The sequence below is a fragment of the Sphingomonas sp. CARO-RG-8B-R24-01 genome (assembly GCF_022662295.1).
GTDB lineage: Bacteria > Pseudomonadota > Alphaproteobacteria > Sphingomonadales > Sphingomonadaceae > Sphingomonas.
The window spans coordinates 361,146-383,408 of sequence record NZ_JAKNQI010000001.1; the positions used below are offsets into that span (position 1 = coordinate 361,146).

30 protein-coding genes and 1 other RNA gene are annotated in these 22,263 nt (G+C 65.9%); 16 read left to right on the forward strand and 15 right to left on the reverse strand.

Annotated elements, in window-relative coordinates; genetic code table 11:
• Nucleotides 1–45: 45 nt before the first annotated feature.
• Genes mtaB through L8G49_RS01615 form a run of 3 tightly spaced genes read left to right on the forward strand, consistent with a single transcriptional unit; the run spans nt 46 to nt 2,992 of the window.
• Complete coding sequence (gene mtaB, locus L8G49_RS01605) at nt 46–1,443, forward strand: tRNA (N(6)-L-threonylcarbamoyladenosine(37)-C(2))-methylthiotransferase MtaB (RefSeq protein WP_242182050.1); 1,398 nt, start codon at nt 46–48, stop codon at nt 1,441–1,443.
• Nucleotides 1,440–2,369, forward strand: coding sequence for a signal recognition particle-docking protein FtsY (gene ftsY, locus L8G49_RS01610; RefSeq protein WP_242182052.1), 930 nt, complete (start codon nt 1,440–1,442; stop codon nt 2,367–2,369). Before mtaB ends, ftsY begins: the two co-directional genes overlap by 4 nt.
• Entirely contained in the window at nt 2,366–2,992 is a 627-nt protein-coding gene (locus tag L8G49_RS01615; protein ID WP_242137229.1) for an inner membrane-spanning protein YciB, read from the forward strand. The genes ftsY and L8G49_RS01615 overlap by 4 nt, the downstream gene beginning before the upstream one ends.
• Nucleotides 2,993–3,447: 455 nt before the next feature.
• Here L8G49_RS01615 and L8G49_RS01620 read toward each other — a convergent pair whose 3' ends face one another.
• A complete protein-coding gene (locus L8G49_RS01620) occupies nt 3,448–4,059 on the reverse strand; it encodes a superoxide dismutase (RefSeq protein ID WP_242182054.1) in 612 nt (203 codons plus the stop codon).
• A gap of 73 nt (nt 4,060–4,132) precedes the next feature.
• The gene (gene pspF / locus L8G49_RS01625; RefSeq protein WP_242182056.1) at nt 4,133–5,197 is read right to left on the reverse strand and encodes a phage shock protein operon transcriptional activator; all 1,065 of its coding nucleotides are present in this window, start codon (nt 5,195–5,197) and stop codon (nt 4,133–4,135) included.
• A 157-nt stretch (nt 5,198–5,354) separates the two neighbouring features.
• Here pspF and L8G49_RS01630 point away from each other — a divergent pair, with 157 nt between their 5' ends.
• The 9 genes from L8G49_RS01630 to L8G49_RS01670 all read left to right on the forward strand — a co-directional run bounded on the left by L8G49_RS01630 (nt 5,355) and on the right by L8G49_RS01670 (nt 8,789).
• Nucleotides 5,355–5,504, forward strand: coding sequence for a DUF677 domain-containing protein (locus L8G49_RS01630; protein ID WP_242137232.1), 150 nt, complete (start codon nt 5,355–5,357; stop codon nt 5,502–5,504).
• A gap of 36 nt (nt 5,505–5,540) precedes the next feature.
• Complete coding sequence (gene pspA, locus L8G49_RS01635) at nt 5,541–6,209, forward strand: phage shock protein PspA (RefSeq protein WP_242182058.1); 669 nt, start codon at nt 5,541–5,543, stop codon at nt 6,207–6,209.
• Complete coding sequence (gene pspB, locus L8G49_RS01640) at nt 6,209–6,514, forward strand: envelope stress response membrane protein PspB (protein ID WP_242137234.1); 306 nt, start codon at nt 6,209–6,211, stop codon at nt 6,512–6,514. The genes pspA and pspB overlap by 1 nt, the downstream gene beginning before the upstream one ends.
• Before the next feature lies 1 nt (nt 6,515).
• Complete coding sequence (pspC, locus tag L8G49_RS01645; protein ID WP_242137235.1) at nt 6,516–6,893, forward strand: envelope stress response membrane protein PspC; 378 nt, start codon at nt 6,516–6,518, stop codon at nt 6,891–6,893.
• 60 nt (nt 6,894–6,953) lie between these two features.
• Nucleotides 6,954–7,250 carry a hypothetical protein gene (locus L8G49_RS01650; protein WP_242137236.1) on the forward strand — a complete coding sequence of 99 codons (297 nt, stop codon included), beginning with the start codon at nt 6,954–6,956 and terminating at the stop codon, nt 7,248–7,250.
• Nucleotides 7,251–7,267: 17 nt separating this feature from the next.
• On the forward strand, nt 7,268–7,540 hold the full coding sequence (locus L8G49_RS01655; protein ID WP_242137237.1) for a hypothetical protein: 273 nt from the start codon (nt 7,268–7,270) through the stop codon (nt 7,538–7,540).
• Between the two features lie 179 nt (nt 7,541–7,719).
• Nucleotides 7,720–7,974, forward strand: coding sequence for a hypothetical protein (locus L8G49_RS01660; RefSeq protein ID WP_242137238.1), 255 nt, complete (start codon nt 7,720–7,722; stop codon nt 7,972–7,974).
• Between the two features lie 23 nt (nt 7,975–7,997).
• Complete coding sequence (locus L8G49_RS01665) at nt 7,998–8,240, forward strand: hypothetical protein (RefSeq protein WP_242137239.1); 243 nt, start codon at nt 7,998–8,000, stop codon at nt 8,238–8,240.
• 138 nt (nt 8,241–8,378) lie between these two features.
• Nucleotides 8,379–8,789: a SufE family protein gene (locus L8G49_RS01670; protein ID WP_242182060.1), complete on the forward strand. Its 411-nt coding sequence runs from the start codon at nt 8,379–8,381 to the stop codon at nt 8,787–8,789.
• A 38-nt stretch (nt 8,790–8,827) separates the two neighbouring features.
• Here the strand turns inward: L8G49_RS01670 and L8G49_RS01675 are convergent, their stop codons facing one another.
• The gene (locus tag L8G49_RS01675; protein ID WP_242137241.1) at nt 8,828–9,598 is read right to left on the reverse strand and encodes a hypothetical protein; all 771 of its coding nucleotides are present in this window, start codon (nt 9,596–9,598) and stop codon (nt 8,828–8,830) included.
• A 268-nt stretch (nt 9,599–9,866) separates the two neighbouring features.
• On the opposite strand from L8G49_RS01675, the gene L8G49_RS01680 reads away from it, so the two are divergent.
• A complete protein-coding gene (locus tag L8G49_RS01680) occupies nt 9,867–10,187 on the forward strand; it encodes a multidrug efflux SMR transporter (RefSeq protein WP_242182062.1) in 321 nt (106 codons plus the stop codon).
• A 45-nt stretch (nt 10,188–10,232) separates the two neighbouring features.
• Here the strand turns inward: L8G49_RS01680 and L8G49_RS01685 are convergent, their stop codons facing one another.
• From L8G49_RS01685 to L8G49_RS01740, 12 genes are all read right to left on the reverse strand, one after another.
• Nucleotides 10,233–10,559 (reverse strand): hypothetical protein, encoded by a 327-nt coding sequence (locus tag L8G49_RS01685; RefSeq protein WP_242137243.1) that lies wholly within the window; start codon nt 10,557–10,559, stop codon nt 10,233–10,235.
• Complete coding sequence (locus L8G49_RS01690; protein WP_242137244.1) at nt 10,556–11,101, reverse strand: J domain-containing protein; 546 nt, start codon at nt 11,099–11,101, stop codon at nt 10,556–10,558. The genes L8G49_RS01685 and L8G49_RS01690 overlap by 4 nt, the downstream gene beginning before the upstream one ends.
• Nucleotides 11,102–11,185: 84 nt before the next feature.
• Nucleotides 11,186–11,593: RNase P RNA component class A (rnpB, locus tag L8G49_RS01695), an RNA gene on the reverse strand.
• A gap of 39 nt (nt 11,594–11,632) precedes the next feature.
• On the reverse strand, nt 11,633–12,325 hold the full coding sequence (locus L8G49_RS01700; RefSeq protein WP_242137245.1) for an N-acetylmuramoyl-L-alanine amidase: 693 nt from the start codon (nt 12,323–12,325) through the stop codon (nt 11,633–11,635).
• A 64-nt stretch (nt 12,326–12,389) separates the two neighbouring features.
• Nucleotides 12,390–13,184 (reverse strand): protein-glutamate O-methyltransferase CheR, encoded by a 795-nt coding sequence (locus L8G49_RS01705; RefSeq protein WP_242182811.1) that lies wholly within the window; start codon nt 13,182–13,184, stop codon nt 12,390–12,392.
• Between the two features lie 65 nt (nt 13,185–13,249).
• Complete coding sequence (gene cheB / locus L8G49_RS01710) at nt 13,250–14,299, reverse strand: chemotaxis-specific protein-glutamate methyltransferase CheB (protein WP_242182064.1); 1,050 nt, start codon at nt 14,297–14,299, stop codon at nt 13,250–13,252.
• A gap of 119 nt (nt 14,300–14,418) precedes the next feature.
• A complete protein-coding gene (locus tag L8G49_RS01715; protein WP_010164213.1) occupies nt 14,419–14,784 on the reverse strand; it encodes a response regulator in 366 nt (121 codons plus the stop codon).
• Nucleotides 14,785–14,871: 87 nt separating this feature from the next.
• Nucleotides 14,872–15,300, reverse strand: a complete 429-nt coding sequence (locus L8G49_RS01720; protein WP_242137247.1) for a chemotaxis protein CheW — start codon at nt 15,298–15,300, stop codon at nt 14,872–14,874.
• Nucleotides 15,300–17,591 (reverse strand): chemotaxis protein CheA, encoded by a 2,292-nt coding sequence (locus L8G49_RS01725; RefSeq protein ID WP_242182066.1) that lies wholly within the window; start codon nt 17,589–17,591, stop codon nt 15,300–15,302. Before L8G49_RS01725 ends, L8G49_RS01720 begins: the two co-directional genes overlap by 1 nt.
• 56 nt (nt 17,592–17,647) lie before the next feature.
• Nucleotides 17,648–18,292: a histidine phosphotransferase family protein gene (locus L8G49_RS01730; protein ID WP_242182068.1), complete on the reverse strand. Its 645-nt coding sequence runs from the start codon at nt 18,290–18,292 to the stop codon at nt 17,648–17,650.
• Between the two features lie 100 nt (nt 18,293–18,392).
• Entirely contained in the window at nt 18,393–19,097 is a 705-nt protein-coding gene (locus L8G49_RS01735; protein ID WP_242182070.1) for a hypothetical protein, read from the reverse strand.
• Nucleotides 19,094–19,501 (reverse strand): M67 family metallopeptidase, encoded by a 408-nt coding sequence (locus tag L8G49_RS01740; RefSeq protein ID WP_277923005.1) that lies wholly within the window; start codon nt 19,499–19,501, stop codon nt 19,094–19,096. Before L8G49_RS01740 ends, L8G49_RS01735 begins: the two co-directional genes overlap by 4 nt.
• A gap of 16 nt (nt 19,502–19,517) precedes the next feature.
• Between L8G49_RS01740 and L8G49_RS01745 the strand changes: the two genes are divergently transcribed.
• From L8G49_RS01745 to mtgA, 3 genes are all read left to right on the forward strand, one after another.
• Complete coding sequence (locus tag L8G49_RS01745) at nt 19,518–20,465, forward strand: RluA family pseudouridine synthase (RefSeq protein WP_242182074.1); 948 nt, start codon at nt 19,518–19,520, stop codon at nt 20,463–20,465.
• Between the two features lie 55 nt (nt 20,466–20,520).
• Nucleotides 20,521–21,426 (forward strand): RNA polymerase sigma factor RpoH, encoded by a 906-nt coding sequence (rpoH, locus tag L8G49_RS01750; RefSeq protein WP_131529175.1) that lies wholly within the window; start codon nt 20,521–20,523, stop codon nt 21,424–21,426.
• A gap of 157 nt (nt 21,427–21,583) precedes the next feature.
• A complete protein-coding gene (mtgA, locus tag L8G49_RS01755) occupies nt 21,584–22,252 on the forward strand; it encodes a monofunctional biosynthetic peptidoglycan transglycosylase (RefSeq protein ID WP_347272030.1) in 669 nt (222 codons plus the stop codon).
• The last annotated feature ends 11 nt before the right edge of the window (nt 22,253–22,263 follow it).

A 22,263-nucleotide genomic window follows, 5' to 3' on the forward strand; every position in this document is an offset into this window, starting at 1 on the left:
AGCAGATACATGGACTTCGTACCCCACCACCCCTAGATCGCGGCCATGCCTTCCCCGCGGATCATCAGCCTCGGCTGCCGTCTCAATATCGCCGAGAGCGAAGCGATTCGCGCGCTCGCGGGCGACGGGGATACGGTCGTGGTCAACAGCTGCGCGGTCACCAATGGCGCGGTTGCCGAAACCCGCAAGGCGATCCGCCGCGCCCGCGCCGATCGCCCCGATGCGCAGATCGTCGTCACCGGATGCGCCGCGCAGATCGATCCAGCGAGCTTCGCGGCGATGCCCGAGGTGGACCGTGTGCTCGGAAACGTGGAGAAACGGTCCCCAGCCGCCTGGACCGCGAACGACGCCGTCATGGTCGGCGACATCCTGTCCGCACGCGAGACCGCGCCGCAATTGTCTGCGGTGTTCGCAACCCACGCGCGTGCCTTCGTCGAGGTGCAGAATGGGTGCGACCATCGGTGTACTTTCTGTGTCATCCCCTATGGCCGCGGCAACAGCCGATCGGTCCCGGCGGGCGCGGTGATCGATCACGTCGCAGGCCTCGTCGACGGCGGGCACCGCGAGGTCGTGCTGACCGGCGTCGATCTGACGAGCTACGGCCCCGACCTTCCCGGTGCGCCGAGCCTAGGTCTGCTGGTCGAACGGATCCTGCTGCATGTCCCTGCGCTCGAACGGTTGCGGCTGTCATCGCTCGACGGGGTCGAGATCGACGACCGGCTTTTCGCGTTGCTGACACAGGAAGCGCGGGTGATGCCGCATGTCCATCTGTCGCTCCAGGCGGGGAACGACCTGATCCTCAAGCGGATGAAGCGCCGCCATGCGCGCGCCGACAGCGTCGCTTTGGTCGAACGGCTGAAGACTGCACGCCCTGAGATCGCGATCGGCGCGGACCTGATCGCGGGTTTCCCGACCGAGGACGAGGCGATGTTCGCGGATACGCGCGCGCTGATCGACGATTGCGACATCGTCCACGCGCATATCTTCCCTTATTCCGAGCGCGACGGCACCCCCGCCGCGCGAATGCCCGCGGTGCCCGTGCCCGAGCGGAAGCGGCGTGCTGCGGTGCTGCGTGAGGCGGCGGCGGTGCGCAAGGCGGCGTGGCTGGACGGGCTGATCGGCACGACTCAGGACGTGCTGGTCGAACGGCCGGGCGATCGCGGGCATATCGGCAGCTTTGCCGAGGCGCGGTTCGAGACGCTTGCGGTCGGATCTGTTCAGCGCGTCCGGATCACCGGGAGCGACGGAAACACGCTTTTTGCTTCCCCCATTTCCGCTTCCCCGGCGAAGGCCGGGGCCCAGTCGCGAGACGCCGGTAACGAAGCGCCATCCTCTCCAACCTCTGACATCGCTCCTGGGCCCCGGCCTTCGCCGGGGAAGCAACAACAGCAGCAGCAACAGCAAAAACAGCAGCAAGCATTTTCACAAGAGACCCTCGCATGACCCCAAGCTGGCACGACAAACTCCTCGGCGGGTTCAAGCGCACCTCCGACCGGCTGATCGGCAACCTCGCCGGGCTCGGCACCGGCCCGCTCGACACCGCGACGCTCGACGAGATCGAGGAAGCGCTGATCGCCTCCGACCTCGGCCCCGAGACCGCCGCGCGGATCCGCCGTCGCCTGTCGACCGGCGTGTTCGAGCGCGACATGGAGGAGCTCGGCATCCGCCTCGTCGTCGCCGAGGAAATCGAGAAGTCGCTCGATACCGTCGCGGTCCCGCTCGAGATCACCGGCTTCCCGCGCCCGCACGTCATCCTTGTCATCGGCGTCAACGGCTCGGGCAAGACGACGACGATCGCCAAGCTCGCGCATCTGCTCAAGGAGCAGGATTACGGCGTGATGCTCGCCGCGGGCGACACGTTCCGCGCCGCCGCCATCGGGCAGCTCGCCACCTGGGCCGAGCGCGCGGGCGTGCCGCTCATCAGCGGCAAGGAAGGCGGCGACGCCGCGGGGATCGTGTACGAAGCGGTCAAGCAGGCGACCGCCACCGGCATCGACGTGCTGATCGTCGACACCGCCGGCCGCCTCCAGAACAAGCGCGAACTCATGGACGAACTGTCCAAGATCCGTCGCGTGCTCGGCCGCCTCAACGCCGAGTCGCCGCATGACGTGCTGCTCGTGCTCGATGCGACGACCGGCCAGAACGCGCTCAACCAGATCGAGGTGTTCAAGGAATCGGCGGGCGTCACGGGCCTCGTCATGACCAAGCTCGACGGCACCGCGCGCGGCGGCGTGCTGGTCGCGGCAGCGGAGAAATACGGCCTGCCGATCCATGCGATCGGCGTCGGCGAAGGCATAGGGGATCTGCGCCCGTTCGACGCGAACGAGGTTGCGCGGATCATCGCCGGCGTGGAAGGGGTCCGCAAATGACCTCCACCCAAGCCCTTCCGCCCAAACCGCCGCTCTCCGCGGGCCAGCGCCTCGCGGTCGACATCGGTCCGATCGCGATCTTCTTCCTCGTCAATTTCCTTGCGCCGGGCTTCGATACCGCAAAGCTCATCGCGGGGACCGCGGCGTTCATGATCGCGAGCGTCGCGGCGATGATCTACTCGCTGGTCAAATCCGGTCGCATCTCCCCGATGCTGTGGATGACCGGCACACTGGTGCTCGTGTTCGGCGGGTTGACGCTGTATTTCCACGACAAGAATTTCATTCAGATCAAGCCGACGATCATCTACGTCATGCTGTCGGCAATCCTGGTGTTCGGGTTGGTCACGGGCCGGCCACTGCTGAGCCTGTTTCTCGATTCGGCCTATCCCGGGTTGAACGAAACCGGATGGCGCAAGCTGACGATCAACTGGGCGGCGTTCTTTGCGTTCCTCGCCGTGCTGAACGAGGTGGTGCGGCACGAGTTCAGCTACAGCTTCTGGCTCGGGTTCAAGCTGTGGGGGGTGATTCCGCTGACACTGATCTTCGCCTTCGCCAACGTGCCGATGCTGATGAAGCATGGCTTCCAGATGGGCGAAGAACCGCCGGTCCCCCCGGTCGAGTGATTCGCGATACCGGTTTTCTTCTAAATACTTCCCCGGCGAAGGCCGGGGCCCAGTAGCGAAGGTGAACGAAACGAAGGGCAGTCGCGCGCTATCTCCGATCTCACTACTGGGCCCCGGCCTTCGCCGGGGAAGTGAATCGGCTAAAAATAATAAGAAGGAAATCGCGGGGGAGAGCATTACCTGCTCGATCCCCCGGCAATCGTGTCGCCGTTGCCGGTCTTTCCGGCGGCGTTCCTCGTCCCGCGTTTCTGTTTTATGTCCGGCGCTACGACAGCACCCGAACCATAGCAGGCCAGCAAACAAAAAAAAGGGCCGGTCTTTCGACCGGCCTTGAAAGTTTTAGGAGAGGATGCCTGAAAGGCACGCTCTTTGTGCAGTGCAGCGCGATTTAGATCAACTGCAATGTGAGCGTTAACGCGTGCGTTTTATGCAACTGCGTTTTCACCCATGCAGGATCAGGCGCTCGCGCCGTCGAAACGCTTGCCGGCTTCGTCCCAGTTCACGACGTCCCACCAGGCCTTCAGATAGCCCGGACGGTCGTTCATGTACGTCAGGTAGTAGGCGTGCTCCCACACGTCGTTGCCGAGGATCGGGGTACCCTTGTCCTTGGCATCGTCCATCAACGGATTGTCCTGGTTGGGCGTCGAGACGACCTTGAGCGCGCCGCTCGAATCCTTGATCACCCACGCCCAGCCCGAACCGAACTGGCCCGCACCCTTGGTGTTGAAATCTTCCTTAAGCTTGTCGAGCCCGCCATAGGTCTCGATCGCCTCGGCGAGCGCGCCCGATGGCTTGGTCGTGCCGGCCGGTGCCATGATCTTCCAGAAGAAGTCGTGGTTCCAGAACCCGCCGCCATTGTTGCGGACGAGCGGCGGCAGCGTCGAGATCATCCCGAGGATATCCTCGATCGACTTGCCCTCGAGCTTGGGATCGGCCGCGACGCCTTCGTTGAGCTTGTTGGTATAGGCAGCGTGATGCTTGTCGTGGTGGAACGTCATCGTCTCCTTCGAGATCGTCGGCTCCAGCGCGTCATAGGCATACGGCAGCGGGGGAAGTTCGAAAGCCATGGCTCTTCTCCTTTGGTAATGACGGGGTCGCTCACCCTAACGTCGCTTGGCCGAAATGGGTCCGGCCCGCTCGTTACGCAACCGATTCGGAAGAAGCGCCCGAAATCAGTCCGTGGCGCTTCAGTGCGTGGCGCAACTGATCGTAGCTGAGCCCCAGCGCTTCCGCGGTCGCGCGCTGGTTGAAGCGGTTCTCCGCCAAGGCGGTCTGCAGCATCTCGCATTCGAACCGCGCCAGCCGCGCCTTGTAATCCATCGGCTTGCCGTCATCACAAGGGACCATCGGTGAAGGCGGCGCTGCGGTAGCCGGTGCGGTGGACGCGGTCGGCACCGGATCGTTCGGTAGCGTCGCCATCGGCGTCGCCGGCCGATACGGCGACTGGAACGGATCGAACTGGATCGCATCGATCGGGGCATCGAGATCCCACCGGTACACCGCGCGCTCGACCACGTTGCGCAATTCGCGGACGTTGCCCGGCCATGCATAGGCGATCAGTTGCGCCTCTGCCGCCTTGGTGAAACCGAGCCAGTCGTCGCGGTGCAGTTCCGCCGCCATGCGCCGACCGAAATGCTCGGCAAGCACCATCACGTCGTCCCGGCGCGCGCGCAGCGGCGGGAGCGTTACCACTTCGAAACTCAATCGATCGAGCAGATCCGCGCGAAACTGATGACACGCGACCTTGTCGGGCAGATGCTCGTTGGTCGCAGCCACGATCCGCACGTCGACCCGCATCGGCCGCGACGACCCGATCCGCGTGACCTCGCCATATTCGACCGCGCGCAGCAGCCGGTCCTGCGCTGCCATCGACAGCGTGCCGAGTTCGTCGAGGAACAGCGTTCCGCGATGCGCCTCCTCGAACCGCCCTGCCCGCGCCTTGGTCGCGCCGGTGAACGCGCCCGCTTCATGCCCGAACAGTTCGGCCTCGATCAGCGTCTCGGGCAAGGCCGCGCAATTCATGATGACCAGCGGCTGGTCCCATCGCGGCGACAGGCGGTGGAGGCGCTCGGCGACAAGTTCCTTGCCCGTCCCGCGCTCGCCGATCACCAGTACCGGACGGTCGAGCGCGGCTGCGCGGCTTGCGAGTTCGAGCGCATCGAGAAATGCCCCCGATTGTCCGATGACCTGGCTGACTCGCTCCATTCCCAAGGCTTGGCGTAAAGTCCCAAGCCTTGGCAAGCGCCTTCTCGTTCATCTGGGAGAAAGCCTCGCAATTCCGCCATTCCGGCAGTTGGCACACTCCCTGCAATGCTTCTGACATCGCCCCACGGGGCACCAGACACGAACAGGGAGAAGCACAATGGACAGCCAGTATAAGAACCGCACCTCGATCCCGCAGCTGCTCGTCGCCCTCGTCGCCACCGTCCTCGTCGGATCGGTCGCGCTGGCTGGCACGGTCGGCCCGGCGATGGCCACCGTTTCCACGGTCAGCGCCCCGTATCAGGCCTGACCGCGAAAAATCCGAAATTTCCCAAGGAGTATCATAATGGGCATCTTCAGCCGAACCCGCGACATCATCGCCGCCAATTTCACCGATCTGCTCGACAAGGCCGAAGACCCTTCGAAGATGATCCGCATGATCATCCTGGAGATGGAGGAAACGCTGGTCGAAGTCCGCGCCTCCGCCGCCCGCACGATCGCGGACCAGAAGGAAATGCGCCGGCACATCAACAAGCTGGGCAGCCTGCAGGAAAGCTGGACCGAAAAGGCCGAGCTCGCGCTGTCGAAGGGCCGCGAGGATCTCGCCAAGGCCGCGCTGGTCGAAAAGCAGAAGGCCGCCGACATGGCCGCCCAGCTCGACGGCGAAATCACGGTGCTCGATGAATCGCTCCGCGCATCGGAGGAGGACATCGCCAAGCTGACCGGCAAGCTCCGCGAGGCGCGCACGCGCCAGAATTTGATCGCGACTCGCTTCGAAAGCGCGCAGAATCGCTTCAAGCTGCGCGAGATGTACAATGGTCCGCGGATGCAGGACGCGTTCAGCCGCTTCGAGGTCATGGAACGCCGCGTCGATATGGCCGAGGGCCGCGCCGACGTCGCCGGAATGGGCGCCCCGCCCAAGACGCTCGAGGAAGAGATTGCCGAGCTCAAGTCGAGCGAGAAGGTGGAAGCCGAACTCGCCGCGATGAAGGCTCGCTTCGGAAGGGACGGCTGATGGAAGACATCCTTGTCCCGATCGTCGTCATTCCAGCGATCTTCATTGGCATGCCCTGGATCATCCTACACTATATTACCAAATGGAAGCAGGCGCCAAAGATCACCAATGAGGACGAGAAGCTGCTCGACGAGCTTTACTCGCTCGCTCGCCGGCTGGAAGACCGACTGGGGACGGTCGAACGGATCATCGCCGCCGATCATCCCGAATGGCGCGTGAGCATGCCGCTCGCGGAGCCAGCCGCCCCATCCTTTCCCAACCCGTCTCACCCAACCCCGTCCTACGACATCACCCGGAGGAACTGAAATGTCCGCCAGCCGCACTAAATATTACCTCGACAAGCAGAACGGCAAATGGCTCGGCGTCTGCGCCGGGATCGCCGACTACACCGGGATCGACGTTACCTGGGTCCGGGTCGGCACCGCGCTGTTGACCCTCGCCACCAGCGGTTGGGTGCTGGTCGCCTATATCGTCATCGCCTGCGTCGCCGAGAAGAAGCCGCTCGGCCTGTACGACAGCGCCGATGACGAGCGCTTCTGGCAGGGTGTCCGCACCAATCCGACGCGCTCGACCGCCGAGGTCCGCTCCAAGTTCCGCGACATCGACCGCCGGCTTGCCGACATCGAGGTCATGTACACCAGCCGCAACAGCCGCCTCGCCGACGAGATCGACAGCCTGCGCTGAACCGCACGGACGCGACCGTACCGCGATTGGCATCACTTGGGGCAAACAGGGGAAAATATCATGAGCCATTCATTGGGATTGTTGATCCCGCTCGCCGCGATCACCGTCGGTCCGCTGGGGTGGACCATCAGCAACTACATGCGCGCCAAGCATGGCTATCCGCTCGAGGGCAAGGACGGTCGTCTGGTCGGACGCGAAGGCGACCTCAGCACCATCCGCCAGGTCGACCTGCTGAAGGCCGAGAACGACAAGCTGCACGGCCAGGTCAGTCGTCTGGAGGAGCGCCTCGCGGTCCTCGAACGGATCGCGACCGACCCGGCCGAGCGGGTCTCGCGCGAAATCGACGCACTGCGCTGAACCGGAAAGGACCGAGCATGACCCCCGACGTCGTCTTTCTCATTCCGATCCTGGGCATTTGCGTCGGCATGGTCGCCGTCGTCGGTGGCGTCATCGTCCGCCCCTGGCTTGCCTATAAGGAGCGGCGGCTCGTGATCGAGGCGACGATGGTCGCCGAGAAGGCCGCGCAATATGCCGCCCACACCGAACGGCTCGAACAGCGGGTCCAGGTCCTGGAACGCATCATCACCGACCGCGGCGTGGACCTCTCGCTCGAGATCGAGCGGTTGCGCGACACCAACCTGAACTGACCCATCAACCCTTTCTTCCCCAGAGGTTATCATGATCATCTTTCTCGGAGTGCTCGCCGTCGTAACGGCGGGATGTTGCTGGGCGACCGAAAGCATCGATCGCCCCCGCCGCCGCGCAGCCCGCGCGGCACGTCAGGCCACCCAGGGCTGACCGCCCGACTATCACAAGGGAGAGTGTTATGAACGGTGGAGAAATGATGGTCGTGCTGATCGTGCTGGTCGCGGTCGTCGGCAAGATCGTCCAGGCCCGCTACAGGGCGGCCGACCGGATCGAGGGCCAGCCGACGCAAGACAGCGCCGACACACAGCGCCAGCGCGAGGAAATCCGCGCGCTCAAGGAGCGGATCGCAGTGCTCGAACGGCTCGCGACCGACAAAGAAGACAGCAGCGCCCGCCTCGATCGCGAGATCGAGAAGCTGCGCGACCGTCCATGACCATCCTGGCAGGAGCAGGGATCATGACTGACCCGAATGTCACCATCACGCTCGCCGCCACCGCGCTTATGGGGCTTGCGATGCTCACCTACGCGCTGCTGACCGGCTGGCGTGGCTGGCTCTCGTTCAAGCTGGAACAGCTGCATGCGGTGGGCGAGGCGAATGGCGGCCCCGCGTTGCCCAATGCCAGCGCCCGGATCGAGATCGCCGACCTCAAGGAGCGGATCCGCAAGCTGGAGGCGATCGCCGCCGGGGTGGATCTGTAAGCGCGGGCAGACCGGCTCGCCCGTTCCCGGGCGCAGGCTCCCGCACCCCTCCCATAAGGGGCCGGCAGCGGCCGTGCAGCGCGAAACTCTCGCAAACCAAGGGTGACGAACGCCGCCCACCCCGCCTATAGCGCCTGCATGCAAAGCCTCGCCGACATCGAAACCGAATACAGCTTCCTGGAGGCGGACGACCGCTACCGCCTCCTGATCGACCTCGGCCGCGAGCTCGAGCCGATGCCCGACCCCCTCAAGACCGATGCGACGCTGGTGCGCGGGTGTTCGGCATCGGTGTGGGTCTATCCGATGGCGCGCGACGACGGCACGCTGCACTTTCTCGCGGATTCGAACGCGGCGATCACCAAGGGGATCATCGCGCTGGTGCTTCTGGCGGTGCAGGATCAACCGGCCGCGGCGATCCTAGCGACCGACATTCCGCAGCAGCTGGCACCGTTCGATCTCAGCAAGCAGCTCAGTTCCAACCGCACCCAGGGCATCCCCAACATGATCGCGCTGATCCGGGAAACAGCGGCACGCTACGCGACCGGCTGAACGACCGCCCATTGCCGCGCGGGATCGAGGCCCGGCGTTCAATGCGCGTCGGCATAGGCCGCGCTCAACCCATATTGCGCCTCGACGGCGGGGTCGAGCCAGCGCTCGATATGCGCAACGTCCTCCGGGCACAGATCGGCATAACGTTGCGGGGCATATCGAAAATGCCCCTGCCCCTTGTAGCTCGAAACGGGCGCGAAGTGCGCGGCCGGCGCGATGCCGGTGGCGGCGGCGATCGATTGGACCAACTGCTCGGGTGCCCGCACGAACGCATCATAGCTGACCAGCGCGACGTTGTGCGCGCGCGCCGGTAGCGCCGCCCAGTGCCGCAACTTCGCGGTGCGTTTGGCGATGCAATTGGCAAAACGCGCGCCCGTCTCGGGGTCGCGCTCGTGCAACATCTCGGTTCCCAGCAGCGGATGGCCGGGCTCGATATGGTCGACATGCTCGTCCCAGCAACTGTACCATTCGCTCCGGACGAACGCGTCGAACGGCTTGGCCTTCAGCGTGGGGTGGGCATGCCACGGCTGGCGATGCAGGCTGCGCGCCCAGTCGAACGCATCACGCGCGACCACGAGGGTCAGCGTGTCCTTGGGAAACAGCGTCTGCGGCGGGACGAACCAATGCTTGTGCCCGAATTCGTCGGTCACCCGCGCGCCGGGCAGGTTGGTTGCCAGGGTCTGCGCTACGACGTTGGTTCCGCTGCAGCGCTGCCCGAAGATCTGGATTCGCGTGATCGGCGCGTCGCCACGGAGCACGACGCCAAGCCCGCCGTCGAACCGATGCCAGTTGTGAGAAATGGTGGTCATGTCGTGTGCCGTGCTGGAGAAGGCGCGCCCGCTCGAACCCGCCGCTTCAGCCGCATTCGAAGGTCGCGGTGCGCGCGCTACACAAGGATTCGCACGACGCCAATCGGTTTGAGCGCGACAGCGGTCGAATGGATGGTTTCAGGGCGCATGGTCGCCAACGGTGGACAAATCACCCCACGGCCTCTATCCGGCCGCCCATCGCGCGCGCCTCTTTCGGGTTTCCGGCAGCCGCTTTCCCGTCAGAGCCCGTTACACAAGGAGATCGCGCATGGCGTGGGTCATCCTCGGCATCGCCGTGGTTACTGAAATCATGTGGGCACTCAGCCTGAAATGGGCCGCAACGCAGGGTGGCGTGCTGGCCGCCGCCGTCCCCATCACGCTCAGTTTCGTCAATATGGGGTTGCTCGCACTTGCGATGCGCGGCCTGCCTGCCGGCACTGCCTATGCCGTCTGGACCGGGCTCGGTGCGGTCGGAGTCACCATCTTCGGTGTCATCCTGTTCGGCGAAAAGCTGAACGTGCCGCAGATGGGGTTCATCGCGCTGATCATCGTCGGCGTCGTGGGGACCAAGTTGTTCGCGACCAGCTGAACGCCATCCCGTCGCCCCGGCCTGTGCCGCGGTGGCGGGAACGGGTCAGCCGTCTTGCCCGTCCGGCGCGGGCCGTGGCCCCAGCCCGAGGTCGCGTACGACCTGGGCGATCGGCGCACCATCGGTCACCAGCGCCCAGTCGCCCGGTGCATGCCCGGTCACCACCGTCACCGCGCCGCGCGGACAGATCCCGAGGCATTTCACCTCGATGATCCCCAGCGCCCCCTTGCGGCCCTTGCGAACCCCCAGGGCCTCGCGCAACGCCTTGGCCAGTGGCGTCTTCCCTTTCGACCCGAACCCGCCGTCGAGCTTCTTCGAACATTTCTTGCAGACCAGCACCGTATCGGCCCAGTCCGAGCGAACGGTCTTCAAGCGTCCGGCTTCCACGTCCGCTGGTCTTCCGCCGCCTTGAGCACGTCGTACGCAGCCTGGATGGCGAGAAAGCGCGCCGCGGCCTCCTTGTCTCCCGGACGAACATCGGGATGATTCGATTTGGCGAGCCGGCGCCACGCGATGCGAACCGTCTCGAAATCGGCGTCGACCTCGAGCTCGAGCACCTCGAGCGCGCGGATCTCGTCGCGCGAACGGCTGCCGTCGCCGGGCCCTGCCCATTGATGATGGCGCGACTCGGTATAGCCCTCGGCGGTCTGCGTCTCGGCGCGTTCGCGCTCTGCGGCTTCCTCGGCGCTCAGGCCCTCGAAGTAATTCCACCCACGGTTATATTCGCCGGCATGCTCCTGGCAGAAGTACCAGCGCTCGGGGCTGTTGGGGGATTTGGGCGCCGGACAATCGCCCTTCTGGGTGCAACCGTGGCGGTCGCACAGACGGATCGTCGCGGCTTCCGTGCTGGCTTCGCCGTAAGCGCGCCAGCGGGGAAAGCCCCAGTCAACCGATCGGGAGGAGGAACGCGCCATAGCGCGCCATCTAAGCATCGAAGCGCGTTAGCGCCATGACGCTTTTGTGAAACCGCTGTGAATTAAAGCGATCAGTGTCAGAAACACGCCAGAGGGTCTGTAAGCCGGGTTCTGTCCACCCCACCGTTATGACGGGGTTAGGCGACCATTCCTCTAGGACGACGCTTGCGCGCCGCCTCAAGCAATCAACCCGGGCGACTGGCTGAAACGAAGCCCCGGGACCGAAGTCCCTTGCCGCCCCTATTCGATCTTGCTCCCGGTGGGGTTTGCCATGCCGCCCCTGTTACCAGGCGCGCGGTGCGCTCTTGCCGCACCCTTTCACCCTTGCCTGTTCCCCTTGCCGATTCGCATCGAAAGGGGACATCGGCGGTCTGCTCTCTGTGGCACTGTCCCTGGGGTCACCCCCGCCGGGCGTTACCCGGCACCGTCGTTTCGCGGAGCCCGGACTTTCCTCGCGTATCCGAAGATACCCGCGGCCGCCCGACCCTCTGGCTGCGACGCCCCTAGCGCGAATTACCGCAACGGCAAAGCCTATCCGTCGTCCCCGGTCGGTTTGGGCAGCAGCAGCGCGAGCAGGATGCTACGGCACTCCCCGTCGATCACGCCGTCGATGAGTTCGGGTCGGAAGCGGCGCTGGAACGCGACCACCGCGGCGAGCTTGTCGGTCACGTCGTAACCGAAGCGCTCGAGCGCCACGAGGAACCCGGCATCGGTCCACATCGGGTCCATCAACCCCTTGGTCGGGCGCGGCAGTGCAAGCCGGACCTTGGCGAGCCGGCTCCACGGGAACAGTTCACCCGGGTCCTGCTTGCGAGTCGGCGCAATGTCCGAATGGCCGACGACGTTGCCGCGCGTAATGCGGTGGCGCTCGGTAATGTCGGCGACGAGCCGCACGACCGCGTCGATCTGCTCTTCCATGAAGGGGCGGTAGCCGAATTCATGTCCGGGATTGACGATCTCGATCCCGATGCTGGCGCTGTTGACGTCCTCGATGCCCCGCCAGCGCGACTTGCCCGCATGCCAGGCACGCTGGTCCTCGGCGACCATCCGCAGGATCTGCCCGTCCTCGGCGACGAGATAATGGGCCGAGACCTTGGCTTCGGGATCGCGCAGCCGATCGATCGCGGCCTGCGCCGTCTGCATGCCGGTATAGTGCAGCACGATGATCGACACGGGTAACGATCGCGCGTCGAAATTCGGCGAAGGTGTATCGATGATGTTCATGGGCCTGTCCCCTCCGCGAGCCGGTTGCCAGCTTAAGCACGGTCCGGGCTGCGGCGAAACCCCGTCAGACGCCCGCTGGCACCGCTTCATAGAGTCCGCGATACCGGGGACTTGGCCGGAACGCCTCGGTCTGGCCGATGACCGTCTCGCCCGCGCCCAGGACGAGCAGGCCGCCCGGTCGGATCACGGTCGCAAACCGGTCGAGCACGCGGCGGCGCAAGTCCGGTGGCAGGTAGAGCAGCACATTGCGACACAGGATCACGTCGAACCGCCCGACGGGCAACGGGTCCGCCACCAGGTTGATCCGCCGGAACGCGATCCGTCGAACGAGCTCGGGCTTGGCGACCCAGTCCTCGGCCTGCTGGTCGAACCAGCGCATCATGCGGCGGATCGGCAGCCCGCGCTGGATCTCGAAATGGGTGTAGCGCCCTGCCCGTGCGCGGGTCAGCGCCGCCTCGGACACGTCGGTCGCGACGATATCGGGGGGCATGGTTTCCCCCAGCGCCTCCTGTTCCGCGAACAGCATCGCCAGCGACAGCGGCTCCTGCCCGACCGAACAGCCCGCCGACCAGATCCGCACGCGGCGCTGGCCTTGCTCGGCGCGCAATGTCGCCACCGCCTCCGCCACCATCTCGATCACCGCGGCATCACGGAAGAACGAGCTTTCCTGGTTGAGCAGCGCATCGACCGCCTGATCGGCGATCTCGGGCGAGCGCCGAACCGCCTCGACCAGATCGTCGAGGGTTGCCAGCTTGAGATCGCGCAGAAGCGGCTTCAACGCGGTCTCGATCCGCCATTCGCGGTTCGCCGCCAGCTGCTGGCCGGTGCGCGATTCGAGCAGGGTATTGAGCGCGACCATCACGCCCTTGCTGTGGGATTCGAGGAGAGGCATTCGACTGTTGGTACTTTCTGGAACGCTGGACATCAGGCCGGACGACGACGCTTGGCGATCAGCTTTCCGATCTCGACCGGGGTCAACACGGCCGCCGCATGGCCCGACTTGGCGATCGCCCCGGGCATCCCCCAGACGACCGAACTCGCCCGATCCTGGACGACGATGCTGCCCCCGCGCGCGACGATGGTGCAGGCGCCCTCGGACCCGTCGCGCCCCATGCCGCTGAGCACGATCCCGAGCGCCCGGTTCCCGTACACTTCGGCGACGCTGTCGAACATCGGGTCGACCGAAGGCATGCAGCCGTTCTTCACGCTTTCGGTACTCAGGCGGATCGCCCCGCCGTCCGGCGTCCGTGCGACCCGCATGTGCGCATCCCCGGGGGCGACGATGATGCGGCCCGGACGGATCCGCAGGTGGTCGCTCGCGACGTCGCACGGCCGCCCGGCAATGGTCGCGAGTTGCGCGGCGAAATAGGGCATGAACGACGCGGGCAGATGCTGGGTGACCAGGATCGGCACCGGGAAGGACGCCGGCACTTCGCGCAGCACCTGGCTCAGCGCATGGATACCGCCGGTGGACGCCCCGATCGCGACGACGTCGAACCCCTTGCCCGCGCTCGTCGGCGTGGCGTCTGGCGTCGTCGTCGCGGGATGGTCGGCCAGTTGGTCTTCGGCGGCGAGCAGGCGGTCGAGCTTTTCGACCAATGCCCCCGAGAAGCGCCCGGCGAAATCGCCGATGTCCGGTTTGACCAGCGTGTCCGCCGCCCCCTGCGCCAGCGCCTCGATCGTCGCCGCCGCACCGTCGCTGGCGATGGAGGAAACGACCAGCACCTTGGCCCCGCGCCCGGCCGCGATCAGGTCAGGAAGCGCAACCAGCCCGCTGACCCCCGGCATCTCGATGTCGAGCACGATGACGTCCACCCGCCGCTCGCGCAGAAAGGCAAGCGCGGCCGCCGCGTGCGGCACGGCCCCGGCCACCCCGAACCGCCCGCCCTGTTCGATCGCGCGCGCGATCATGGCGCGCGCGACGACGGAATCATCGACGATCAGGACGCTTGGAGAGGGATCGCCTTCGGACATGCTGAAACTCGCAATGACGCAAGGAAAGGAGGCATCGCGAGGGACGACGCCGGAAAATCGTGCAGGAGCATGCAGGGGCGATTGCGGGTGCGCTGAACTCGGCACCCTTCGCCCGCCCGTCAGGCCATGCCCACGATCTGTAATTTGCTTTCCAGCGTCTCGCGATCGAACGGCTTCATCACATATTCGTCCGCGCCCGCCTCGATCGCGGCGCGGATGTGCGCCATGCCGTTTTCGGTCGTGCAGAACACCACCTTGGGCCGGGTCGGGATCGAACTGTCGCGGAGTGCGCGAAGAAAATCCATGCCGCTCATGACCGGCATGTTCCAGTCGAGCAGGATGACGTCGGGTGCGGACGCGAGGCAGGCGGTAAGCGCCTCGCGCCCGTCTCCAGCTTCGCTCACCTGGAAATCGAGCGTCTCCAGGATATGGCGCGCGACCTTGCGGATCACTTTCGAATCGTCGACGACGAGGCAGGTCTTCATGCGGTCACCCTGTTGTGCAATGCGCTTGACCGGGTTTTGCCCGAAATGCGTAAGCGTCACGTTAATATTGGTTTTTCGAAAGATCGCTCACGCCGCGACGAGGCTGACCGCAGGGATCAGCGCGTCCAGCGCGATCGCCAGGATCGGCTCGTTGTCGCGCTCGACGATCCCGCGGGCGACGCCGGGCCATCCCTTGTCGAGGACGATCCCGGGAGACATGGGCGCCAGGTCGAAGGCTGCGACGTCCTCCAGCGCGTCGACGAGCACGGCATAATGGTGCCCTTCGACGATGGTGATGACGGCGCGCATCGCGCTGCCGTCCCCCGGCGGAAGCCCCAACGCCGCGCGCGTCTCGATCACCGTGACCACGCGGCTGCGCAGGGCGGCAAGCCCGCGCACGTGGCGTTCGGCGCGCGGGACGGGAATGATCGCCCCGATATCTACGACCGACTCGACTTGCGACGATTCGATCGCGACCGTGCGCCCGGCAATCTGCGCGATCAGGAACAACGGCATCAGCGGCCTCCGGCAGATTTGGCAAGCGCGGCCAGCAAGCCGGGCCGGTCGTAGCGGAAGATGCTGCCGTCGACACCGTCGCTCTCGGCATCCCGCCGCAACCGCACCACGGGCGCACCCCCGCTCGTGGCCGGACACTCCCGATCCATCGTCACCACCACCCCAGCCTGCTCGCCGGGCAGCAACGACGTCGTCGCACGGTACCCCGCCGCCTCGAGCACGGGCTTGAGGAATGTCGTCAGCCACGCCGCGTCGGTGCCCTGCAACAGGCACAAGGGTGCGTCGGCGGCGGCCCCGGGATCGGCATGGGTCGAGAACAGCCAGAAGAGATCGATCACTTCGATCTGGTCGCCATCGATCGCGACGACGCCGGCGATCGGACCGCTGACCGGAGCGGCGACCACCGTCTCCGGCAGCTCGACGATATCCAGCGCCTCGGCGATCGCATAGCCGAGCTCGACCGTGCCGTCGCGCAGGCGAAGCACCGACACGTTTGCCCGCCCCTCCCACGGCCCCAGCGCCACGAGCGGAATGATCGCGCCCTCGACCGACAACCGCAGCCGGCCGGCCGCATGCCGGATCGCGCTGGACGGCACCGGCTCGACCCGGTCGATGACCGACAGCGGCACGATCCGGCGGACGCCATCGAGGTCGTCGAACAGCAACGCCTGCACGCCCGGCGTCGCGACCACCACATCCTCTTCGGCCAGGATCTCGCGTGCAAAGACGAGACCGGCGAGCTGCGCGATACCGGCGCAGTCGAGCATCAGCATCGGCAGGCCGCTGTCAGGCAGCGTCTGCCCGGCGTAGACGTTGGTCGCCATCACCGCCGGCGCGGCCGGTTTGATCACCAGTTCCTCATGATCGAGCACCGTATCGACCGCGAGGGCGTAGGACCCGCCCGAAACGCCGACAATCACCAGCATCACTGGCTCGGATGCACCGAACCCGAGCAGGTCGCCCAGATCGACCAGCGGCATCCGCCGGTCGCGCACCGTCGCCATCGCGGTATCGCCGAGACGGTCGATGCGGATCGATTCGGCACCGACCCGCACGATCTCCTCGATCGTCTGCCGCGAGATGGCGAACCGCTGGTCGCGCACGCCAACGCCGATCGTCGACATGATCGACAGCGTCAGTGGAACGTGGATCGAAATGCGCAGGCCCCGGCCCGGCGAATTCGAAAGTTCGATCCGGCCACCGATCTGTTCGACGTTGGCGCGGACGACATCCATGCCGACGCCGCGCCCGGAAATCGCCGTGACTTCGTCCTTGGTCGACAGCCCGGGCGCGAACACCAGTTCCAGTCGCGCCTGCTCGCTCATCGCGCGGACTTCGGCGTCGCTGTACAGTCCCGAAGCAACGACCTTGGTTGCGAGCCGCGCGGTATCGATCCCGCGGCCATCGTCCGCGATCTCGATCACGATCTGGTTGCCGGACTGGCGCGCGGCGACGTTGAGCCATCCGGTCTCGCGCTTGCCCTGTGCCCGCCGATCGGCCGGACCTTCGATCCCATGGTCGATCGAATTACGGATCAGGTGGACGAGCGGATCGCGCATCATCTCGATCATTTCGCGGTCGAGTTCGACGTCGCTCCCCTCCATGTGCAGCGTCACCGACTTGCCGAGTTCGGCCGCGGTGTCGCGGACCATGCGCGGCAGGGCGGAGAACAGCGCCTCGATCTTCTGCATGCGCGTGCGCGTCACGGTATCGCGCATCTCGGCGACGGTCAGCGACAGCCGTTCCAGCGCGGCCTCGATCGTCGGATCGACCTCCTCATGCCGGAGCCGCCGCGCGAGCTCATTTCGCGCGAGCACCATGTCCGACATGCCGCTCATCATGCGGTCGAGCAGATCGACGTTCAGTCGCACGCTGCGCGTCGGCGCGCGCATCACCGGGGCGGCGCTGCTGGCAATCGCTTCGGATCCGGTGTCGAGCGCCGCGATCAACAGGTCTTCGCCCGTGTCGTCGAGCGCATGGCCGGCATCGATCGCCTCGACGATCTCGCCGACGCGGTCGACGATCGCGAGCACGGCGTTGACCAGCCGGGTGTCTGGCGTGCGCTCGCCCGCGCGCACCGCTGCGAGCACATCCTCGGCGGCATGGCTCAGTCGGGCGAGCCGCGGCAGGTCCAGGAAGCCGCAGCTTCCCTTCACCGTATGCACGAACCGGAAGATGGCATCGAGCCGCTCGCGGTCATCGGGCGCGGATTCCCACGCGACGATCTCCCCCGAGAGCGCTTCCAGCGTCTCGCGCGTTTCGGCAATGAATTCCTGTAGCAGATCGTCCATGGGCCCCCGCCTTTGCGGCAGCCGACTGCATGGGACCCCAATGGTTAAAGGGTCATTTAAGCCGCTTTAAATGCAGCCCCGAACAACAATACGGCATCGTCCGGCGCGGAGACCTGGACGACTCCGCCGCCCTCGGCGACCAACGCATGGACGAGATAGGCCGCCGCCGCGCGCGGCGTGACGACCGCGTCGCCGCTGGTGCCGGTCAACGCCGCCCGCATCTCGGAATCGAGCACGATCCGCAAACCCTCCGCGCGTACCACGATCTCGACCTGCCCATTATGGTTCTCGGCCCCGACATCGAGCTGTCCGCCGCGCACGAGCGCGTCGCCGGCGATCAGCGCCAGGTTGAGCAACACCTTGATTGCCGGCTTGGGAAGGGTCGCATCCTCGACCAGCCAGCCGAGTTTTACCTTATGTCCCTCGCCGAACAGCCCCTCGATCGCTGCGCGCGCCTCGCGCGAGTCGACCGATTCGCCAAAGCCGCCCGCCGCACCGAATGCGAGACGAAAGAACTTCAGCTTGTTCGCGGAGGCCTTGGCGCTGTCCGCTAGCAGTTCGAGACAGCGTGCCCGCATCTCGGGATCATGCTCGTCCGCGAGCAATTCCAGGCCGTTGTTCAGCGCGCCCACGGGGCTCAGCAGATCATGGCACAGGCGCGAACACAGCAGGCTAGCAAAATCGGTCGGGCTAATGGTCAACGCTTGGGCTCCAGCTTTGCGCTTCTTTGGCGCAGCACGCTACGCGCTGCAAGCCGCACGTCGGGCCGCTTAACCAAATGTCGGGCGCGAGTCGCCCCCTTCATGCGCCGCCGCACAGATGTTGCGAATCGAACAGCCGCCAGTGCGCCCCGGTCCGCAGGTTGGTGACCGCATAGGACCGCCCCCGATCATCCCCCGGCGGGCAATGCCGCGGCAGCGCGACGAGGCAGACCCGCGCGCGGTCGCCGAGGCGCGAACGCGCGATCGCGCGTTCGAGGTCGTACGAAACCTGATGGACACCGTTGGCGAAGGTGATGCTCGTGCCGCTGTCGTCCGGACGCGTGCCGTCGCCGAGCCGTGGACCGATCTGATCGATCGTGGTGGTTTCGCACTGGCCGACCCGCGCGACGTTGCGCCGACGCCAGCGGTCGACGCTTTCGCGCTGTTGCCACAAGGCTGTCGAGCGATCGTCATAGGCCTTGGAGACGCAGGCGGTGTCGCGGCAGGCATCGCGCCGGACCAGCCACGCGCGCTGATCGCGCAGGATCGCCGTACGGGTGGCCGTTGGCGCGTGGCGCACCAGTCCGGCGTAAGCCGCCGCCATATAAGTGTCCTGCTGGACGAGTTTCGGGTCGTTGCAGATCGCCCGCTCGACGCGCGTCGCGGCCCGCGGGCAGGTCAGCCCGTTGGCGGTCACGCGCTCGGTCTGCTCGCCGATGGCGACCGATGCGATACTGCCCGTCAGGCCGACCGCCAGCCTGGCCCACAGCAGGCTGAGAAGCCCCGCGCGGATCTTGCGGTTCATGCCAGTGTCTCCCTGATCGTGACCGGGACGAATCCGGTAGCCCCCGCCCGCTCGGTCGCGCGCCATGCCGCGATCCGTCCGCCCGCGACGATCACCCAGATCTTGCCGTCCGCGGCTGCGCGGGCGGCATCGGTTACCGACGGGGTCGTGCTGCCGTTCGGATGCGAGTGCCAATATCCGATCAGGCGCGCGCCCCCGGCCCGTTCGGCCCGCAGCGCCGCAAACAGCGCGACCGGATCGATCTCGAACGTGCGGGCCGGGTCTGCCGCGACATTGGCGCAGGACGTGACCCGTACAACGGTGGTTTCGTCGCCGAACAATAGCCCGCAAACCTCCACGGCCGGGGTCGCCTGCGCGGTGGTTAGCAATCTCGCTTGCAGAGTGCTTGAAATTTCCACCGCCATTCCCAGATTCTAGAGGATGAACCGGGGGGTTTCCACCATTGAGACGCGCATCGCCGATGAAGCCGGACTCCGGCTCGACCGTGCGCTGGCGGATGCGCTCCCGACGATCTCGCGCGAACGGCTGAAAGCCTTGATCTCGACGGGACAGGTCACCGACGAGACCGGCACGCTCCGGCGCGACCCCGCGAGCAAGGCGGTTCCGGGCGGCCTGTACCGCATCGTCGTTCCCGACCCGACGCCGGCGCATAACGCGGCACAGGATATCGCGCTGACCGTGGTGTTCGAGGACGAGCATCTGATCGTGATCGACAAGCAGGCCGGGCTGGTGGTCCATCCCGCTGCCGGAAACCTGGACGGGACGCTCGTCAACGCGCTGCTCCACCATTGCGGCGGCAGCCTGTCGGGGATCGGCGGGGTGGCACGCCCCGGGATCGTCCACCGGATCGACAAGGATACATCGGGCCTGATGGTCGCCGCCAAGACCGATCGCGCGCACGTCGGCCTCGCCAAGCAGTTCGCGGCGCACTCGATCGATCGGCGGTACAAGGCGATCGTCTCGGGCCGCCCCGCCCCGCCTGCCGGGTCGGTCGACGCTCCACTCGCGCGGAGCCCGCAGAATCGCAAGAAGATCGCCATCGTCCAGGGCGGCAAGCGCGCGGTGACTCATTACAGCACGCTCGAACGGTTACGCGAGGCGGCGCTGGTCGAGTGCCGGCTCGAAACTGGGCGGACGCATCAGGTCCGCGTGCACATGGCTTCGCTCGGGCATCCCTTGCTAGGCGACCCGGTTTACGGTAGAACAAAGCAGGCTCACAAACGCGATCTGGAAACCTTGGGTTTCCGCCGACAGGCGTTGCACGCCGCCCGTTTGGGGTTCATTCATCCGATTAAATGTAACGTTCTGGCGTTTGACAGCGAAATGCCTGCCGACATGCAGGAACTGTTCGATACATTGCTAGTATAGGCTACGGCCGCCGCGCCCGGCGCGATCCCGGCCTTACGAAAAGGGAGATACGACCATGGCAGCCCGCAGCAACGTCCCCGCGACGATTCCCGCCCTTGGCGGCGAAGCGAGCCTCAACCGCTATCTGTCCGAGATCAAGAAATTCCCGATCCTCGCGCCCGAGCAGGAATACATGCTCGCCAAACGCTTCGAGGAACATGGCGACACCGATGCCGCCGCGCAGCTCGTCACCTCGCACCTTCGCCTCGTGGCGAAGATCGCAATGGGCTATCGCGGCTATGGCCTTCCGGTCAGCGAGCTGATCTCCGAAGGCAATATCGGCCTGATGCAGGGCGTGAAGAAGTTCGAGGCCGATCGGGGCTTCCGGCTCGCGACCTATGCGATGTGGTGGATCCGCGCCTCGATCCAGGAATTCATCCTGCGCTCGTGGAGCCTCGTCAAGATGGGCACCACCGCCGCGCAGAAGAAGCTGTTCTTCAACCTGCGCCGGATGAAGTCCAAGCTCGACGCGTTCGAGGATGGTGATCTGTCGCCGGAGCATCTCGCGAAGATCGCCAAGGACCTCGGTGTCACCGAGGCCGAGGTGACCAGCATGAACCGGCGCATGGCGATGGGCGGCGATACGTCGCTCAACGTACCGATGCGCGAGGACGGCGAAGGCCAGTGGCAGGACTGGCTGCAGGATGACTCCCCCCTGCAGGATACGGTGGTCGCCGAGGCGCAGGAGGCCGACGTTCGGCATGACATGCTGACTGCGGCCATGGACGACCTCAACGAGCGCGAGAAGTTCATTCTTACCGAGCGCCGCCTGACCGACGAGCCCAAGACGCTCGAGGAACTGAGCCAGGTCTATGGCGTCTCCCGTGAGCGCGTCCGCCAGATCGAGGTGCGCGCCTTCGAAAAACTGCAAAAGGCGATGATGCGGATCGCGGGCGACAAGCGGATGCTGGTCGCCGCCTGATCGGCGGATCGGATCGGCGCGCTGGACAGTGCCGATCCGATCCTCCTAGAGCGGCGTCATGGCACGCCGAAAGACCAGCTCATCGTCCAATACGCGTGGTGGCAACCGCCGTGCCCCGTCCCGCCGGTCAGGTCGCTCCAATGGGGGTGCCCGCCGCGTGCTGGGATGGATCGTCAAGGGCGTGCTCGCCCTCGTCGTGCTGTCGCTGGTGATGGTCGGCGTGTACCGCTTCGTGCCGCCCCCGATCACCTTGACCATGATCGGGGATGCGGTGGCCGGGCATGGCATCGACAAATCCTGGATGCCGCTCTCGCGGATCGACCCGAACATGGCGCGCGCCGCGATCGCCGGCGAGGATTCGCGGTTCTGCAAGCACAACGGCTTCGACATGCGCGCGATCGAGACCGCTTATGCGCGCAATGCCCGCGGCGGACGCATTCGCGGCGGGTCGACGATCAGCCAGCAGACGGCGAAGAACGTCTTCCTGATCCAGGGCGGCGGTTACGTGCGCAAGGCGCTCGAAGCCTATTTCACGGTGTTGATCGAGACGATCTGGGGCAAGCGCCGGATCATGGAAGTGTATCTCAACGTCGCCGAAACCGGGATCGGCACGTACGGTGTCAACGCCGGCGCGCAACGCTATTTCGGCCATGACGCATCACATCTGACGCCGAGCGAGGCAGGTCGGATGGCAGCGGTCTTCCCCCAGCCCAAGAAGCGCGCGGCGATCGCGCCAAGCGGGTTCACCCGCCGTCATGGCAACGCCATCACCCGGCGGGTGGGCGTCGTCCGCAACGACGGGCTGGATTCCTGCTTGCGGGGATAACGTACCGAGAA